Source organism: Methylobacterium sp. GC_Met_2 (assembly GCF_026540795.1).
Lineage (GTDB): Bacteria > Pseudomonadota > Alphaproteobacteria > Rhizobiales > Beijerinckiaceae > Methylobacterium.
The window spans coordinates 57,569-74,479 of sequence record NZ_JALNUM010000016.1; the positions used below are offsets into that span (position 1 = coordinate 57,569).

Genomic DNA, 16,911 nt, shown 5'->3' on the forward strand with positions numbered 1-16,911 from the left:
ACCATCCTCATCCGCATGCTCCGGTGACGCGGCCCGCTATACATGCCGGGGCAGCGCCACGGAAGGCGCCGGCACGCTCCTCAGGCCGTCGGCGGGGTCTGCGGCCTGGGCCGAGCCGGCAAGGCACGGGCGGGGTTCCCGAACACCGTCTGGCCCGGCGCCACGTTCCGGATCACCACGGCGCCGGCCCCGACCACGGCGCGGGCCCCGATCCGGATTTTTGGGATCACGCAGGCGCCCGTTCCGAGGAAGGCGCCCTCCCCCACTTGGACATGCCCGGCCAGATGGACGCCGGGGCTCAGCGTGGCGAAATCCTTCAGCACGTCGTCATGGGCCACGGTGCAGCCCGGATTGATCAGCACGTGCTCGCCCAGCCGGGCATCCGTGGTGACGGAGGAATGCCCGAGGATCACCGCACCCGCGCCGATCCGGCTGCTGCCACCGATCAGCACGCCGGGATCGATGATCGAGGCGAAGCGGGCGCCGATCGTGTTCCGCAGATGCGCGGCTGCCCGGGCCCGGGGCTCGGGCTCGCCGAGGGCGACGACGAAGCGCAGGCCATCGTCGCCCGCGAAGGCGCGGACATCCCGGACCACCGGCCGGCCGCGAAAAATCTCCGGCGCGTCGAGTCCGGGATCGACGATGCTCGCCTGCAGCGCGATCGACGTACCGTGCGCGTTCAGGCGCTCCAGGGCGTCGACGATCTCGCGGGCGAGGGCGCCGGCGCCGTACAGGACGAGGCGGACCGTCATCGCGCCCTGGGCCGCGACCGGTTCCAGCTCGGAGCTGACGGCTGCCTGCCGCTCGGGCGAACGTCCATGCGCGGGGTCCCCTGCCTGGGCCTTCCTGGCTGTCGGGGCCCTGCCCTACACGAGTCTCCGCGGGCTCTCCAGCGGCGATGCCTCGTCACGGTGCCCGCGTTCCAGTAGACCGCCGGGATCGGCACGCCGCAACCGGGCGCGCCAGCGGGCGAGGACACGCGGGGCGTGGGACGGGCATGAGGCCGGCGGAGACGTTCATCGACCTGATCCGGACGATCACGCGCGACAACGCCGCGGATGTCCTCGCGCGGCTGCGCGCGACCGTCGAGGGCGGCGATCCGGCCGGCGCATGCACCGCCAGGATCCGGCGGCACCTCGAGGCGCTGGCGTTCCGGCTGGAGGGCGACGACCAGCTCGGCGCCGCCGCCGACACCTACGCGCTGATCGGTTCGATCACCCCCGACACGCGCGAGCGCTGGGCCCTGGCGGCCGTCACCACGCGGCTGCGCGACCTCTGCGAACACGGCCGCTACGCGGAGGCCACCGCCGCCGTCTCCGAACTGCGTGCGGAGGGCGACCCCGCCGCCATCCGCGAAGGCGTGGCCACCCTGCTGCGGCTCGGCTGGATCGCCGAATGCGGGCATGAGCCGGAAGCCTGCGTGCACAGCTATCGGCTGGCCTACGAGTTGAACGGCGGTGACGAGGGCGTCACCACAGAGGACGGCTTCGCCCTGAGCACCAAGGTCCGGAACCTGCGCCGGCTGCAGATCGATGCCCTGCTCGCTGAGGGGCGCCACGCGGATGCGATCGCGCTGCACGAGCCGACGCGGCACGTCTATCGCTCAGGGCCCTTGCGCGCCTACGACATCGTCAACGCCGCGACGCTCGCCGCCGGCGGGGGCGCCGCCTACACGGAGTTGCTGCCGCGCCGCCGGATCGCGCCGCCCGACCTCCGCTTCTTCGAGCCGCCCCCTGCCCTCACCTCCGAGCCGGGCGAGCTCGACATACCGTCGCAATACCTGGCCTTCCTGGACGGCGCCCACGCCTTCCCGCGCAGCAACGTCGTCATCGCGGGCGACACGCTGGTCTACGACCTCGCCGCGCATCCGCGCCGGCCCGACATCCTGCTTCAGGACGGGATCAATCCGGACCAGATCATGATGGCCGCGTTCGCCGAGACGCGCGCCCTCGTGGAGGTGCCCGAGGATCCGCACCGGGTCGAGGCCGGGCTGATGATGTTCGGCCTCCAGAGCCGGAATTACGGGCACTGGTTCTGCGAGTTCGTCCCGCGGATGCTCTGCTACAACGATTCGCGCTGCCCGGACGGGATCCCGCTCTGCATCGACGACCACATGCCTGCCTCGCACGAGGAGATCCTGCGTCTGCTCGACACGCGGGACCGGCCCGTGATCAAGCTGCCGCCCCGGCCGGTCGCGTTCGGGCGCCTCGGGATGGCGCCGCCGCCGGCTTTCTTCCCGTTCGAGATGAAGCCGGGGCGGCCGGTCTACGATGCGATCTGGCCGGCCGACGTCTTTGCTGCCGTACGCGACCAGATCCTGACGCGCGCGCGGGAGCGCGGGGTCCTCTCGGGCCGGACCGACCGGCGCCTGTTCATCTCCCGCAAGGCCTTCAGCCAGCGCGCCCTCGTCAACGAGGCGGAGATTGCCGAGCGCCTGCTCCCCCTGGGCTTCGAGGTCATCTATCCGGAGACGATGTCGTTCCTCGAACAGGTCGAGGCGTTCCATTCCGCCGCCCTGGTGGTCGGCTCGTCGAGCTCGGCCCTGAGCAACGCCCTGTTCTGCCGGCCCGGATGCCGGATCCTGGGCCTGATCCACGAGGAGCGGGCGTTCAATTTCCGGGGCTACGCCAGCTACATCGAGGTGGGCGGTGCCCGGATCCTGTTCCTGCGCGGCCAAACCCTCCACCGCCCGGGCGTGCACGCCTTCCACGTCAGCTACACCGTCGATCCGGCGAAGGTCGTGGCCGCCGTGGCGGCCCTCGAAAACGAGGTCGCGAGCGGCATACGGGCCGGCTTCCCGCCGCCGGCCGCGGATGACCGGCCGATCCGGGTGCCGGATCGCGCGGCAGAACGGACCGAGCCCCCTCCGGCGGGCGCGCCGGCCCGCGTCGAACACGACCGGCTCGCGCGCGACAGGACGCTGGCGGCGGGGCCGCATGCGGACGCGGCGTCCGGCCTGTGCGCCCTGGAGGCGGTGGCCTACGTCGCCGCCGAGCCCCATTCGGACCAGCCCGCCTGCGCGTCGCCGACCCTCGCCACCTTCGTCCGAACCTGGAGCGACCGCCTGCCCCAGGACGCGCGCGACGCCCTGATCCTGCCGCTCGTCCCGCGACTCGTCGGCACGCGCGGCTCGGAGGCGCTGGAGCGCCGGCGGGTCGCCCTGGCGGCCGATTGGCTCGTCCGCACCCACCTGCCGGCGTGGTTCCGCCTCGCCAAGCTCAATGTGGAAGGGGACGCGCTGGCCGGCCTGCCGGAGCTGACCGACATCGCCGATCTCGCCGCCTGGTGCGATCATCTGGAGCGGGCGCGCAAGCGCGCGAAGGTCGCGAACCTCACCCTGCGGCAGACCGGCAGCGATGTCCGGGCTGCGGCCTGGGACGCGGCGCATCAGGCCGCGTGGGCGACCATCCGGGATGATCTGGAGGCCGCCGGCCCGCGGATCCTCGCCGCCGGCTGGGACGCGGCCTACGCGGCCGCCTACGCGGCGGCCCGGGCCTGCGGGAAGGCGCCGCTGGAGCCGACCTGTCTGGCGCTTCAGCAATCCGCCCTGGCCCTGCTCGAGCAGATAATCGCGTTGCGCGAGGCCGATCCCGCCGATGCAGACCGACTGGCAGAGGACGCCCCGCCGGCCCGGCCCGGCGCCGAACACCACCCATGAGCGGAACCCGGCCGGACGCATCGCCGGTCGATCCCGCCGGATCCGGCCAGCCCGCACCGTCCCTGTCGGGGCTGCGCTGCCTTGTGCTGGGCGGCAGCGGCTTCCTCGGGCTGAACCTATGCAACCGCCTCGCGCAGGCGGGCGCCGAGGTCACCTGTTTCAGCCGCAGCCATCCCCAGCCCGCGCTGCTCGACCGGCGCGTCGCCCGGGTGACGGGTCAGTTCGCCGACCGCCTCGCCATGGCCAACGCGGTCGAGCGCCAGGACGTCGTCTTCCACCTGATCGCCGGGTCGATCCCGGAAAGCTCGAACCGGGATCCGTCGGCGGAACTGGCGGCCACGCCGATCGCCACCCTGCACCTGCTCGAGATCTGCCGCTCGGCCCGGATCCGGAAGCTCGTGTTCGCGTCCTCCGGCGGCGCGATCTACGGCATCCCGCGCGCCATCCCGATCTCGGAACAGGCACCGACCGATCCGATCTCGGCCTACGGCATCAGCAAGCTGATGATCGAGAAGTCGCTCTACCTCTACCGTCATCTCCACGGGATCGATTACCAGATCCTGCGGATCGCCAATCCGTACGGCCGCTTCCAGCTCGGCACCAAGCACCAGGGGCTGATCGGGAGCTACGTCCAGCGCGTCCTCACGGACCAGCCGCTGGAAGTCTGGGGCACCGGCGAGGTCGTCCGCGACTTCCTCCACATCGACGACGTCAGCGACGCGTTCCTGGCCGCCGTGACTTATGACGGGCCGCACAAGATCCTGAATGTCGGCAGCGGCGTGGGCCTGAGCGTCAACCAGATCATCGCCGCGCTCGAAGCGGCCTTCGGGCGGGACCGCCTGCCCTGCGTGCACAAGTCGAGCCGGGCCGCCGACGTGCCGGCCAACGTCCTCGACACGGCCTTGATCCGATCGGAACTCCGCTGGCAGCCGCGCGTCGCGCTGTGCGAGGGCCTCACCGGCACCATCGCGTGGATGCGGGCCCATCTGGCGGATTCCGCCAATCCCCGTGCTACCCGCGAGGCCTGACGCGGCCCGCCCCGGAGTGGCCACGATTGTCGGCGACAGCGCGGCACTCCGATCCGCGAGGAGACCGCATGTCCTTCCTTCACGATCTGCCGATCGCCGACTTGATCGCGCATTACGGCTACATCGCCATCTTCGTGATCATCACGCTGGAGAGCGCCGGGCTGCCCCTGCCCGGCGAGACGGTCCTCCTGACGGCGGCGGCCTATGCCGGCAGCACCGGCAACATCAATATTGTTCTCGTGGTGGCGATCGCCGCGACCGCCGCGATCCTGGGCGACAATGGCGGCTACTGGGTCGGTCGCCGCTGGGGCCTGCCGCTGCTCCTGCGCAAGGGGCACCTGATCGGTCTCGATCACGGGCGGCTCAAGCTCGGCCAGTACCTGTTCCGCCGGCATGGCGGGAAGATCGTGTTCTTCGGCCGCTTCACCGCGATGCTGCGCGCCTACGCGGCGGTGCTGGCCGGCGTGAACAAGCTCGATGCGCGGCGCTTCATGGCCTTCAACGCGCTGGGCGGCGTCGCCTGGGCCTCGATCATGGGCTTCGGCGCCTATCTCTGCGGCCGTTCGATCGAGAACGTCATGGGGCCGGTCGGCCTCGGGCTGCTGGCCTTCGTGCTGCTCGGCGCGGTCGCGCTGTGGCTGTTCATGCGCCGGCACGAGGCGCGCCTGATGGTCGCCGCCGAGGCCGCGATCCCGGGTCCGCTCACCGACGGTCTGGGGGCCGACCAGCCGGCGCCGCAGGCCCAGGGCACGGTTCAGGCGGACTTCGAGAGACAGGTCGAAGCACTCCTCGCGAAACGTGACCTCGGCCAGGCGCAGACCGCCCCGTCCAAGTCGCGCTCTCGCCCGCCGGAAGCCCTGCCGCTCTGGTTCAAGATCCCCGCGATCCTCCTGGCCTCGGCCGCGGGCATGACGCTCGCGTCCTGGTACTACGGGGTCACGGGCGGCCTGTACGGGCGCCTCGTCGGCCATGTCAGCATCGTCGGCCTGATGCTGATCCTCCTCGTGCCGGCCGTCCTGCTGACGCTCGCCGGCTGGCGCCTGCGATACCCGGGATCGTCGGTTCCCGCCGGGGACGAGGCCGGGGGCGGAATCGGGCTGGCGGCCTGAACCGACGGGGCGTCGATGTTGGTCCGCCCGGCGCGCTCAGATCCACCGGTGACCGGATGCACGGCGAGGGATCGGCAGCGCTGACGGCCACCCTCGTCGATCGCCCTTACCGAGCTTAGATATCGCTGGCTGAAGCTTTCTCAGTCGTTCGGCAGGCTGGACAGTCCGGAGACGCCACGCGCACCCTTCCTCCCCCCGCAGGGCTGCGAGCTACACAGGGTTGAGGTTTCGGGGCCGGTTCGCCCGGCCGCTTGAAGGGACGCAGGTCCCCTCTCCAGAGCGGGAGAGGGACAGGGCGAGGGATCAGTTCTTTCCGAATGGGGCGCGCCCTCGACGCTCGGCGGGAGTGCGATCGATCCTGAACGTTCTCGTCCCTTACCCCAACCCTCTCCCGCTCGGGAGGGGGGGGCGTCGCGCTCTGTCACACGCTGCGTGCCGCGAACCTGTGTAACCCGTCGCCCGCAGAGTGGGGAAGGAGAGACGCGGAGCCGTTCGCGGGGGCCGACGGTCGCCCGGCTGGCGCCGCACCTGTCGCCGGGCGCAGGGTTGACCGGTCCGGGGGCCGATCGTATCACCCCGCCTCACCCGACAGGGGGTATTCCATCGCGCCGGTTTCCGGCCGATCCTGCCCATGGCCGTACACAGGGCCGTGTGCACGCCTCGTCGGACGTCGTGGCTGAGACGGAGCCGACCTTGGGCGAGGACGTAGAAACGCTGCGGGCCGAACTCGCCGAGACGCAAGGAAGGCTCAAGGAAGCGCAGGGCGAGCTGGCCCGTCTGGTCCGCTTGGCCGAGGCCGATCTCCAGCGCCGCCGTCCCGGTGAACAGTCGAGCGTCGTCGCCTCCTCGGTGCGCCGCCCGGCCGCCAAGGACGTTGCCGCCCGGATCGCCCGGTTCGCGCACCTCTATCGCGAGGCCGCCGCCGCCACGCCCGATCGCGCGCCTGTCGTCCCCGAGGCGACGATGCTCGAGTGGCTCGAAACCTCCGGGCTGTTCGACCGCCAATTCTATCTCGCGTGCAACGACGACGTCGCGAATGCCGGCGCGGACCCGACGCAGCACTATTACAATCACGGCTCCGAGGAGGGGCGCCTCCCCAGCACCCTCTGAGGGTATGGTCGGAGAGGCGGCCCGGTGACGCGCGTTCGAGGCATCTGCGAGGGATCTGACTGATGCAGGACGGTGCAGGAGACGCCGCACCCGCGCTCGAGCCGTGGCAGGACGATTTCGCGACGATCTACGCGAGCGGGCTGTTCGACCACATCTGGTACGCGACGCGCTATCCCGAGGTCGGCCTGACCGACCTGTCGCCCCTCGAACATTACGTGAAGTACGGCGCCCGCCTCGGGCGCCGGCCCAGGGCCGACTTCACGGCCCCGCCGGACGAGACCTTCGACGGCGGCTTCGCCAATCCCTTTGCGGCCTGGGTCCGGGCGCGGGCCGAGACGCAGCCCGCGCCGGCCTGGAACCGGCCGGTCGTGTCGGTCCTGTGCATCACCTACAACCAGGCGTCGTTCATCCGGCAGACCCTGGAGAGCATCCTCGGGCAGGCCACGGACTTCCCGTTCGAGCTGCTCGTCGGCGACGACCGGTCGAGCGACGGCACCGCCGAGATCATCGCCGGATACGCCGCGCGCCATCCCAACCTCGTGGCGGTCCTGCGCACCGAAAATCTCGGGCCCAACAAGAACTTTGCCGACCTCACGGCCCGCGCCCGCGGCGAATTCGTCGCGATCTGCGAAGGCGACGATTACTGGACCGATCCGCGCAAGCTTCAGAAACAGGTCGATTTCCTGCGGGCGCGCCCGGAATTCACCCTCTGCTTCCACCCGGTGCGGGTCGTCCACGAGGACATGCCGGGGGTCGAGGAGATCTACCCGAAGCAGTGCGGCCCGCAGCCGTCGCTGTCCGACCTCGTGACCCACAACTTCGTCCAGACCAACAGCGTGCTCTACCGCTGGCGCTATCACGGCGCCGAAGCGTTCGTGTTCGACGAGGGCATCGCTCCCGGCGATTGGTACGTCCACCTGATGCATGCCGAGGTCGGGCGCATCGGCTTCCTGCCGGAGGTGATGGCGGTCTACCGCAAGCACGCCGCCGGGATGTGGGCGACCTACGCCACCGAACTCGCCCGGCACAAGAAGCTCGGCAATTCTGAGATCGCGTTCTTCCGCAAGCTGCGCGGCCATTTCGGCGGCCGCTACGCTTCGGGCTACGAGGCGTCGCAGAAAGCGATCTTCCGCCGGCTGGCCGAGGCCTATCTCGACGAGGAGGATGTCGCGAGCCTCGGGCGGCTGATCGAGGCCAATCCCGACATCGCCCGGGACGCCCTGAGCGACATGGGCCTCGACGCGCCGGATGATCTCTCCGGCGAGCCGGAGGCCCTGCGCGCGTGGCTGGTGGAGCAACTCACCGTCAGCGTCATCGTTACGGCCTACAACCATGCGGCCGATATCGGCCGCTGCCTCGACGCGATCCTGCGGCAGCGCGGCCTGTTCCGGATGCAGGTGGTGATCGGCGACGACAAGTCGACCGACGGGACGGCCGGGATCGTCGAGACCTACCGGGCGCGCGACCCGGAGCGGATCGTGGTCCGGCCCCGGCCGCAGAATCTCGGCATGCTGCGCAACATGCAGGATTGCCTCTCCGCCTGCACGGGCCGCTACGTCGCGTTCTGCGAGGCCGACGATTACTGGCTGTCGGACCGTAAGGTCGCGATGCAGATGCGGATGCTGCGCAACGACCGCAAGCTCGACATGTGCTTCAACTGGGTGCTGCTGCACTACCCGGCGACCGGTTCCTACCTGCCGCACGACGAGCAGGGCCGGTATCCGACCGGCACGATCAGCTTCCCGGTCCTGGCCAACGCGCCGCTGACCGCCAACTTCTCCTGCTGCTTCTACCGCGCCGAAGCCCTGCGCCGGGTGCCGGAGGCCTATTACGAGAACGCCGCGGCGGCCGACTGGCTGATGAACCTCTACGTCGCCGACAAGGGCCGGATCGCGTTCCTGCGCGAGATCCTGTCGGTCTACACGGTCCAGGAGAAGGGCCAGTGGTCGGGTCTGCCCGAGGAGATCAAGAACGCCCGGATCGCCGAGTATCAGAAGCAGTTCGCCGGCATCTTCGGCGAGGGGCGCGGCTTCGAGAAGTACGAGGTCGGCTGCACCATCGCGGCGCTCGACGGGGAGCTGCCGGATTCCTTCGCCCGCGCCAATCTCGAAGCCCCCCAGGACCGGGTCTGGGCCGAGATCCAGGACGGGCAGGTGGTGCTGTCCGGCTGGGTCGTCTCGGCGAACCGCGCCAAGGCGACGCTGGTCGCGGAGATTGACGGCGAGGTTCAGCGCATCCCCGTGGACGTGCACCGGCCGGACGTGATCGCGGCGGTGCTCGGCGACATGCCGACCACCATGGACGAGGCCCGCTGCGGCTTCCGCGTCACCCTGCCTTACGCGCTCCACCTCGAAGTGCTGCTCTCGATCGAGGTCGAGCACGCGGTGGTGCCGTGGCTTTCGGTGATCTTCACGCACCGGGTGAAGCGGGCGGCCGAGCGGGGCTGATCCCGTCCTCGCGCGCGGAACGACGCGAACCCTCGGACCGTCGCGTCGCGCCAGAGGTGGGGCCGTCTGCAAGCGGCGGGCTTGATCCGGCTCTCATCCCTGTGCAGGCGCATATCGTGATCTCTCGGCGGCGAAGGCGATCGCCACACGGGTTTCTGCCTGCATCCTCGAACAAGAAGGCGGACCGGGATTGTTGCTCTCAATCATCCGGTTTGATACGTTATACGTATCGCGTAACAAAGGCCGATGATTCATAGTTTCGCGGACAAGGCCACGGAGGCGCTCCATCTCCACGACACCTGCCACCGGCAGTGGCGCGCCTTTAGAGCCGCTGCCGTGCGCAAGCTCGACATGATCGATGCCGCAGCCGCGCTGGGCGACCTGCGATCGCCGCCCGGCAATCAGCTTGAGAAGCTGAGCGGGGACCGCCACGGACAGTGGAGCATCCGCATCAACGACCAGTGGCGCATCTGCTTCACGTGGGGCGACACTGGACCGGAGAATGTCGAGATCGTGGATTATCACAGAGGATAAACCCCATGCCCCGCCTGCGCACGCATCCCGGTGAGGTTCTCCGCGAAGAGTTCATGGGGCCGCTCGGCCTGAGCGCCAACCGCCTCGCGGCTGAGATCGATGTCCCGCCCAACAGGCTCAGCGAGATCGTCCGCGAACGCCGCGGTGTGACCGCGGATACTGCGCTTCGCCTCAGCCTCCGGTTCGGAACAACGCCCCAGTTCTGGCTCAACCTTCAGACCGCGCACGACCTCTCGCACGCGGAGGCCGAGGCGGACCTCTCGAAGGTGCAGCGCTACGAACCTGCCTGAGTGGCCTGACGTCGATTGCAGTGAAGGCTTGGCGTTTGCCAAACCTTCTTATCGCTTCCGACCACCGAGCAGGTGTTTCACGCACTCCAGCGGCGTCCGCGCCCGGGCCCGCTCCAGGGCGCCGCGGATCTCGCCCGCCAGCCGCGTCGCCACGATCTCCCGGGCGTCATCGTCGTAATGGACGATGTCGTAGAACGTCCCCGCCTCCCGATCGCGAAAGATCCCGCTGAGGTCGAGGGCCGTGAAGGTCCGCCGGTAGGGGCGCCGCGCCGCGAGCTCGGCCGTAAACGCCTCCAGCTTGGCGTATTGGCGGTCGAGATAGGCCAGGAACGCCCCCGAGGCGACGCCGCGCTCGACCTCGGTGAGGTGGCGCTTGCGCAGGACCGTGGGCTGCAGGACGCTGATGATCGGCACCGCGTGATCGTGGGACAGCTTGGTGAGGCGGTGCGCGGCGCGTTCGTAATGGTGGACGATGGAATCCTCCCAGCCCGGGCTCTGCCAGCCCACCTCCGCGCGCAGCCGCTTCAGCGCCTCGTAGATCAGCGTGATCAGCGCGTCGTACGACAGGCCATCCTCCCGCGCCCGCGGGTCGTGCGTGTCGAAGAAGTGGTCGTAGAGACGCTGCGTGATGAAGGCGTTGTAGGGGTGGCCGGGCCGGGGATCGTATGTCCAGGGCTGGAACAGGTCGGTGCTGCCGCTGAGCACGAGGATCGCGTCGGGGCCGTAGGTCACCAGCCGCGACCAGATCAGGTGGGTCATCTGGGTGAGGCAGCTCGACATCACCCCGAAATTGTAGACTTTTGCGCGCCCTAGCCCGTCGGTGCGGAGGATCCGCTCGATCCGGCCCGGCAGCGTGTTGGCGATGTCGCCGCCATCGATCGTGGTCGAATCACCGACGACCAGGATTCGGGTCTCGCCCTCGGGCTTGCGCTCGGCGATCGGGGTGGCGTTGAGGAAGCCATCGGCATCGAACGGGACGCCGTAATGGCTCGCCCCCGGCTTGCCGGCGAACTGGATGAACGGGCTCGGATAGCGCGTGTTCGAGTCCAGATAGCCGAAATGGTGCAGGAACTTGCGCCGGCGCGCGGCATCCTCGCTCTCGGGCGGCGCCCAGATCTGCTCGACGCCCGGGGCGGTGAGCGCCGCCATCATGGCCGCTCGTAGCACCGCGATGCCGGCGGCGTTGAGGCGAACGCCGTCGTCGCTGAAAGTCGTTCGGAGCGCCCCACCCTCGCCCGCCAGCACGGCCTCGTAATCGATGAACAGTGCCCCGTAATCGCCCGCGTGCGCGCGCAGCCACGCATTTACCGCGCCGATGAGGTGGACCGGCAGCCCGGCCGCCGCGGGCGCGGCCGGATCGACCGGCGGGATCGCGCCGACCCAGGTCCGGACATGGAGGTCGCGCGCGTCCCGCAGCATGGCGGTCAGGTCGGCTACGAGACCGTCCAGCGACACCGCGCGACCGGGGGTGAGGATGTCGTCCCGGCCGCCGATCAGGTGGAGGCCCTTTGCGCCGTAGAGGGCGATGTCGGAGCGTAGCCGCCGCGCCATGTCCCGGATGGACTGGCCGGCGATACCGCGGGCGACCGTCTGGGGTCCGGAGAACAGGTCCGGCGTCTCGGCGGTCAGATCCGCGGTCAGGGAATCCCCGAAGAACAGGATCGGCCCGAGGGGGAACAACGGCTTGTCCGACACCGGGCTCACGCGCGCTCGGTCGCGTCGCCGTCCCGGTGGGCGGCAAAGACCTCGATCCCGTCGAGGTGCAGGTGCTGCTCCTCGTCGAGATCGATCTTCAGGTAGCGGAATCGGGCCCCGTCGAACCGCAGGTGCAGGGGCAGTCCGGGGTGGCAATGGGCATCCACGGCGTCGAAGACCAGCCGGTAGCTGTCCTCGGTCTCGCCCAGCCAGACCCGCATCAGCTGCGCCCGCTCGCTGGGCTGCCCCCAGCGGTTGTAGATCCGGATCTCCGAGACGCGCGTGACGGCGCCGAGATCGAGGACGAACCAGGGGGTCTGCTCGAGCGCCGTGTGGAAGAAGAAGGACGGATCGCCGGTGGTGCGTTCGCCGTAGGTCCCGGTCGTCCCCGACCAGGGCGAGGCGGAACTTGCCGTCCAGGTCTTGCCGAGCGCGATGTTCTCGGACGGCCGCGTCGCCACCAGCGTGTCGGTCTCCAGCTCCTCGATCAGGGTCCGGATCTGCTTCGAGGCCTGCCGCAGCGGCGCGATTTCGAGGTCGAGTTTGTAGATCAGGTTCGACAGGATGCTCTGATCGAAGCGGTGATCGATGAAGCCGTCGAGATCGGGCAGGCCCATCTGGTTCGGCAGGTCGGTGACGACCCGGGCGTCGCCCGCGTAGCGCAGCCACTCGGCGACGAGGTGACGGGTGGCGGGGCTGACCATGAAGGCGATCCAGGTGGCCTGGATCTGGTCGATATTCCAGTAGCGCTCAAAATCGCACTCCATGAGCACGAAGCAGTCGCGCTTGGTCCAGGCCCGCTGCGGCTTCCCGTGCAGCACGCCCACCGCGACCCGGCGCTCCGAGCCGGCGAGCCAGGTCAGCAGCGGCGCCACCGGCGGCATCGGATCGTCGCCGATCGCCTGCATTCCGGTATCGGTGAAGACGATGAAGTCGCCGTCGCGCCGCCGCTCCAGGGCTTGCGCGATGATGTAGGGCTTCCAGGCCCAGTTCCCGGCGCCCCGGGACCGGTCGAGGATCTCCCGGTGCGCTTGGTAGTGTTGCGTCTCGCGGAGGCGGTCGGGGGACCAGCTCTCGATCGTGTCGAAATCGCCCGTCGCCGCCGCGGCGGCCGCAAGGCGCCGCTGAGTCTCCACGTAATGGTACTTGGCGGCGAAGCTGACGAGGGTCGTGTGGCACGGCCGGAGCCGGCGCCGCAGCCGCATCAGCACCTCGGCCCGGTGCATCGCGAAGGCATTGACGTGCAGGGACGTGGATGACGGATCGGTGCTGGCCAAGTGCGTTCTCCGGCGCCGCGACCCGACGCGGGTCGCCGATGTCCCGCTAATCGGCACGGCCGCGCAAGTCCCGATCGCGGGTTGGGCTCGCTACGCGGAGCCGGAATCGTCGAAGGCGAGGTTCTCGATCGGGTAGTCGAGCATCAGCTGGCGGCGCTCGGGGGAGTTATCCCATTCCCCGACCTTCGTGTATCCGCCCGCCGTGTCGACGACCTCGGTGAGGCGTCCGATCGTCGGAATGCCCCGGAAATGCTGCGGCCAGCCGGACGCGAAGTAGAAGACCTGTTCGACATGCTCGGACAGGTGGCACACGCCGGGTCCGAACGTGCCGAGGCCGAACACGAGGTAGCGGCCGTTGGCGAGCGCCGTCACGTCCTCCGCGAGCGTTCCGCTCTGCGTCGTGAGCGGGATGCCGAGGCCGGCGATATAGGCTTCCAGCCGGTCGATGACGGGGTTGAGGCGGTTCTCGAACACCATCTTGATCGAGCCGATCCGCTTCTCCCGCAGCAGGCGCTGGATGACGAGCTGGTAGAACGCGAGCGGCGGCTGCGGGTAATGGGGCGCGACCCAGGTGCTGAAGATATCACCCGAGCGGATATGGATCAGCAGCTGATCGTCCGGCTTCTCGGGGAATTGCGCGGGCAGCCTGCCGAAGAGCGGCCGGATGTAATGGGTGATGATATGGCGCGACTCGGCCTGATCGAGCTCGCCGGCCAGCTTCTGGATGTTCACGTCGAAGAACATGCCGGACAGGAAATACCCGTCGTCCGGGAGCGGGTGGTTCGCGGGGATGAACGTGATGCCGCCGATCTCCTGCGGCTCTTGGAGGGCGATGACCTCGCTGCGGTCCATGATCGACAGCTTGAGGTATTTGAGCTTGAGTGCCCGGCAGATGCCGATCGCCAGCAGGCACTGGATGATGAAGTTCCCGAAGGCGCCGTTCTCGTAGAGATCGATTCCGACGAGCGACAAACCCGCCTGATTGGGGCTGCCGAGCAACCGGTAGGCCCGATAGACGTCGATCTCCGGATCCTCGGTGAGGATGGAGAACGCGACGTCCCAGAGCGTGCGCATGACCATCAGGTCGACGGCGGCACGCGCGCTCCAGATCTGCGCCGCGTGTTCGTCCGCCCGTCGCCCCGGCTGGACCGGGATGCGGATGTAGCGCGCCCAGCTCGCCGGCCCCGGCGCGATCAGGATCCGTGATGCGGGCGGCTCGCCGTCAGGGGGCGAGACGGTCTCGGGGAACGACCAGACCTGTCCGTCGTCGGAGAAGCTGACGGACCGATCGCCGCCCGGGACGGCCGCCCCGTCAGGCGGATCGACCGCGAGGGAATGGACGGGAAAGCGCAGGCCGAGGTCGATCTGGAGCTGCCCGGCGCTAGCGTCCTGATCGATGACGGATAATGGCCGGCCCTGTGCGACCTCGACGAGATCGGGATGATAGCTGTGACGCTCGAACATGGGGTCGTATACCGTATCTCGCTCGGGCTCCAACGGTGTCGAACCGCGCCGGATTCGGAAGCCCGCCGCGCTGCAGGCCTCCGGGCGACGATGGTCAGGCGGCGTCCTCGCTGGAGGGGAGTCTCGGCTCGGCCTGCTCTGCGGCGAGTCCGTAATAATCGCGCATCAGGTCGTCGTACGTGGCGGCCTCGATGGTGGTGCGGGCCCGGCCCGGGAGCGGGATGGCCAGCAGGCGATCGTTGCAGGCGGATGGGTCGTCGGCCAGGGCATAGGGCAGGAGATGGCCGTCCGGATCGGCGCGCAGCCGGTCGGCCGGTGCCCCGAGGTCGAAGGCTGCTACCGGCAGGCCGGTGCGCAACGCCAGCGTCAGCGCGTAGGAATAGGTCTCCGGCCAGATCGCCGGGAGCAGGATCAGATCCGCTGCGACGCGCCAGACGAGATCCAGCGCCTCGTTGTCGCTCGCGTAGCGTCCGGTCCGCGTGACGCCGGCACGTTCGAACCCGCCTTCCAGCGCCGGGTCGCAGAAGCCCACCAGGGCAAAGCGCAGCGGCCGATTGCGCGTCTGCGCATCGGTCGCCAGGGCCTGCAGCACCAGCCCGCCCTTGGTGGCGCTGATCGCCCCGAGCACGGCGACGCGCCGGACGCGCCCCGGCCGGTGCGGCGCGGTGGTGCGCACCGCGCGCTCCGGCTCGGCGTGCGGCCGCACCGTGATCGCCAGATCCCGGTACACGCGCCCGATCCGCCCCGCCGTGTCGGAGGACGGCGCGAACACCCGCGCGGCCCCGCCCAGGAACCGCCCGAACACCGCACGCCGCTCGCCCGGATCCGGCTCCTCGAACCCGTCCGCGTCCCGCGCCAGGCAGCCCCGGCACTCCGCGACCGCCGCAAGCCCGCAATAGCGCCCGTCCGGCTGAACCAGGTGGTTGCGGTGGCACACCGGCGAGTAGTCGTGCAGCGTCCAGGCGTAGGGGCGGCCGGAGCCCGCCACCACGTCCATCAGCGCCCGCGCCGCCGCCCAGCGCAGGCCCGCCAGCGAGTGCACGTGGATCAGCCGCGGCGCCAGCGTGGCCACGAACCCGGCGAGTTCGTCCGCGTCGCGCGGCAGGTACAGGCTGTCGAGGTTGGGCAGGTACAGGAATTCGGCGCCGCGGTAGGCGACGTGCACCTCGAGGTTGCGCGTGCGGTCGATCTGCAGCAGCACCACGGGGGTGCCCTCGGACCTAGCCTGGGCGATCAGGTCGTCGAGGTGGCGCTGGATGCCCCCGCCCCAGCTGTGGGTGACGAACAGCAGCGCCCGTCCGGCGAGGTGCCGGGCCAGCCGTTCCAGGTCGAGCCGCGCCCGGCCGTGCCGTCCGGGATCGGCCTGGACGAACTGGCCGACGCGGGCCGGGTAGTCGGGGTGCTTGGCCAGCAGCGCGGCCTGGCCCTCGTCGTAGGCGCCGCCGGCCCCGCCGCCGCCCTCGGCGCCGAACGAGATCTGGCCGGCATGGTAGACGTAGACGTCCTCGGCCAGCAGGTTGCGCAAGCCCGCCTTCTCGGCGCGCAGGCACCAGTCGTTCTCCTCGCCGTAGCCGCGGCCGAAGGCCTCGGCGTCGAGCTCGCCCACGGCGTCGAGGGCGTGGGCGGTCATAAGCATGCAGAAGCCGACGCCGGTGGGCACGGGCAGGCTGCGGCCGGGGTTGGTCGCGGCGGCGAGGCGGTCGAGGTCGGGCGGTGCGATCTCGAGCGGCATGGTGTTGTTGGCGTTGAAGCGCGGGTAGGAGCAGATCGTGGCGTTGTTGGACAGCGGCGTGACGCTGCCCACGCGCGGGGTGGCCGGATCGGCGGGTTCGGCGTGGGCCACGAGGCGGTCGAGCCAGTCGCCGAACACCTGGGCGTCGGAGTTGAGCAGGACGACGGCGCGGCCCTGGCGCAGGGACAGCGCGCGGTTGACCGAGCGGACGAAGCCGAGGTTGGTCTCGTTCTCGACCAGGTGGAACAGGCCGCGGGCGGCGAGGTCTGCGAGGTCGCGGGTGAGGTCCGGGTCGGGGGATCGGTCGTTGACGGCGAGCAGGGTGAAGGGTGTGGCCTGGGGCCGGGACAGGCAGGCGTGGAGCGCGCGCAGGGTCTCGGCGCGTCCCTTGTAGACGGGTACGATGACCAGCACGTGGGCGTCCGCGATCGGCCGGGCGGGGGGCAGGCCGTCCCAGTCGCGCGGATCGGGGGCGGTGAGCGGCGGGAGCGTCCCGAGATCCTCGGGGCAGCCCATCAGGCCGGCGGCGCGGCCGACGCGCACGTAGTGCAGGAACGGTGACTCCCC

Annotated in this window: 11 protein-coding genes and 1 pseudogene; 7 read left to right on the forward strand and 5 right to left on the reverse strand. The window is 70.1% G+C overall.

Translation table 11 applies throughout. From position 1 onward, the window contains the following. Positions 1 to 80: 80 nt before the first annotated feature. Positions 81 to 752, reverse strand: coding sequence for an acetyltransferase (locus tag OXS49_RS08635; protein WP_267423528.1), 672 nt, complete (start codon positions 750 to 752; stop codon positions 81 to 83). Positions 753 to 997: 245 nt separating this feature from the next. Here OXS49_RS08635 and OXS49_RS08640 point away from each other — a divergent pair, with 245 nt between their 5' ends. From OXS49_RS08640 to OXS49_RS08670, 7 genes and pseudogenes are all read left to right on the forward strand, one after another. After that, positions 998 to 3,658, forward strand: coding sequence for a glycosyltransferase family 61 protein (locus OXS49_RS08640; protein WP_267423530.1), 2,661 nt, complete (start codon positions 998 to 1,000; stop codon positions 3,656 to 3,658). Then, positions 3,655 to 4,686, forward strand: a complete 1,032-nt coding sequence (locus tag OXS49_RS08645; RefSeq protein ID WP_267423532.1) for an NAD-dependent epimerase/dehydratase family protein — start codon at positions 3,655 to 3,657, stop codon at positions 4,684 to 4,686. The genes OXS49_RS08640 and OXS49_RS08645 overlap by 4 nt, the downstream gene beginning before the upstream one ends. A 68-nt stretch (positions 4,687 to 4,754) precedes the next feature. Further along, a pseudogene (locus OXS49_RS08650) lies at positions 4,755 to 5,393 on the forward strand (DedA family protein); the annotation flags it as partial. Between the two features lie 1,095 nt (positions 5,394 to 6,488). Further along, entirely contained in the window at positions 6,489 to 6,905 is a 417-nt protein-coding gene (locus OXS49_RS08655; protein ID WP_267423534.1) for a hypothetical protein, read from the forward strand. Positions 6,906 to 6,967: 62 nt separating this feature from the next. Next, on the forward strand, positions 6,968 to 9,352 hold the full coding sequence (locus tag OXS49_RS08660) for a glycosyltransferase (protein ID WP_267423536.1): 2,385 nt from the start codon (positions 6,968 to 6,970) through the stop codon (positions 9,350 to 9,352). 246 nt (positions 9,353 to 9,598) lie between these two features. Then, complete coding sequence (locus OXS49_RS08665; RefSeq protein WP_267423537.1) at positions 9,599 to 9,886, forward strand: type II toxin-antitoxin system RelE/ParE family toxin; 288 nt, start codon at positions 9,599 to 9,601, stop codon at positions 9,884 to 9,886. A gap of 5 nt (positions 9,887 to 9,891) precedes the next feature. After that, the gene (locus OXS49_RS08670) at positions 9,892 to 10,176 is read left to right on the forward strand and encodes a HigA family addiction module antitoxin (protein WP_267423539.1); all 285 of its coding nucleotides are present in this window, start codon (positions 9,892 to 9,894) and stop codon (positions 10,174 to 10,176) included. A gap of 48 nt (positions 10,177 to 10,224) precedes the next feature. Here OXS49_RS08670 and OXS49_RS08675 read toward each other — a convergent pair whose 3' ends face one another. The 4 genes from OXS49_RS08675 to OXS49_RS08690 all read right to left on the reverse strand — a co-directional run. Then, positions 10,225 to 11,880 carry a GDSL-type esterase/lipase family protein gene (locus tag OXS49_RS08675; RefSeq protein ID WP_267423541.1) on the reverse strand — a complete coding sequence of 552 codons (1,656 nt, stop codon included), beginning with the start codon at positions 11,878 to 11,880 and terminating at the stop codon, positions 10,225 to 10,227. Continuing rightward, on the reverse strand, positions 11,877 to 13,148 hold the full coding sequence (locus OXS49_RS08680) for a hypothetical protein (RefSeq protein WP_267423543.1): 1,272 nt from the start codon (positions 13,146 to 13,148) through the stop codon (positions 11,877 to 11,879). The genes OXS49_RS08675 and OXS49_RS08680 overlap by 4 nt, the downstream gene beginning before the upstream one ends. Positions 13,149 to 13,238: 90 nt before the next feature. Beyond that, positions 13,239 to 14,612 carry a coagulation factor 5 8 type domain-containing protein gene (locus OXS49_RS08685; protein ID WP_267423544.1) on the reverse strand — a complete coding sequence of 458 codons (1,374 nt, stop codon included), beginning with the start codon at positions 14,610 to 14,612 and terminating at the stop codon, positions 13,239 to 13,241. Between the two features lie 94 nt (positions 14,613 to 14,706). Further along, on the reverse strand, positions 14,707 to 16,911 hold a 2,205-nt coding region (locus OXS49_RS08690), incomplete at its 5' end, for a glycosyltransferase (RefSeq protein WP_267423546.1).

What these genes read in the sequence shown, in the direction of transcription:
- OXS49_RS08635 (WP_267423528.1), bottom strand. Translation starts at nt 752, where the DNA reads ATGACGGTCCGCCTCGTCCTGTACGGCGCCGGCGCCCTCGCCCGCGAG.
- OXS49_RS08640 (WP_267423530.1), top strand. Translation starts at nt 998, where the DNA reads ATGAGGCCGGCGGAGACGTTCATCGACCTGATCCGGACGATCACGCGC.
- OXS49_RS08645 (WP_267423532.1), top strand. Translation starts at nt 3,655, where the DNA reads ATGAGCGGAACCCGGCCGGACGCATCGCCGGTCGATCCCGCCGGATCC.
- OXS49_RS08660 (WP_267423536.1), top strand. Translation starts at nt 6,968, where the DNA reads ATGCAGGACGGTGCAGGAGACGCCGCACCCGCGCTCGAGCCGTGGCAG.
- OXS49_RS08665 (WP_267423537.1), top strand. Translation starts at nt 9,599, where the DNA reads ATGATTCATAGTTTCGCGGACAAGGCCACGGAGGCGCTCCATCTCCAC.
- OXS49_RS08670 (WP_267423539.1), top strand. Translation starts at nt 9,892, where the DNA reads ATGCCCCGCCTGCGCACGCATCCCGGTGAGGTTCTCCGCGAAGAGTTC.
- OXS49_RS08685 (WP_267423544.1), bottom strand. Translation starts at nt 14,612, where the DNA reads ATGTTCGAGCGTCACAGCTATCATCCCGATCTCGTCGAGGTCGCACAG.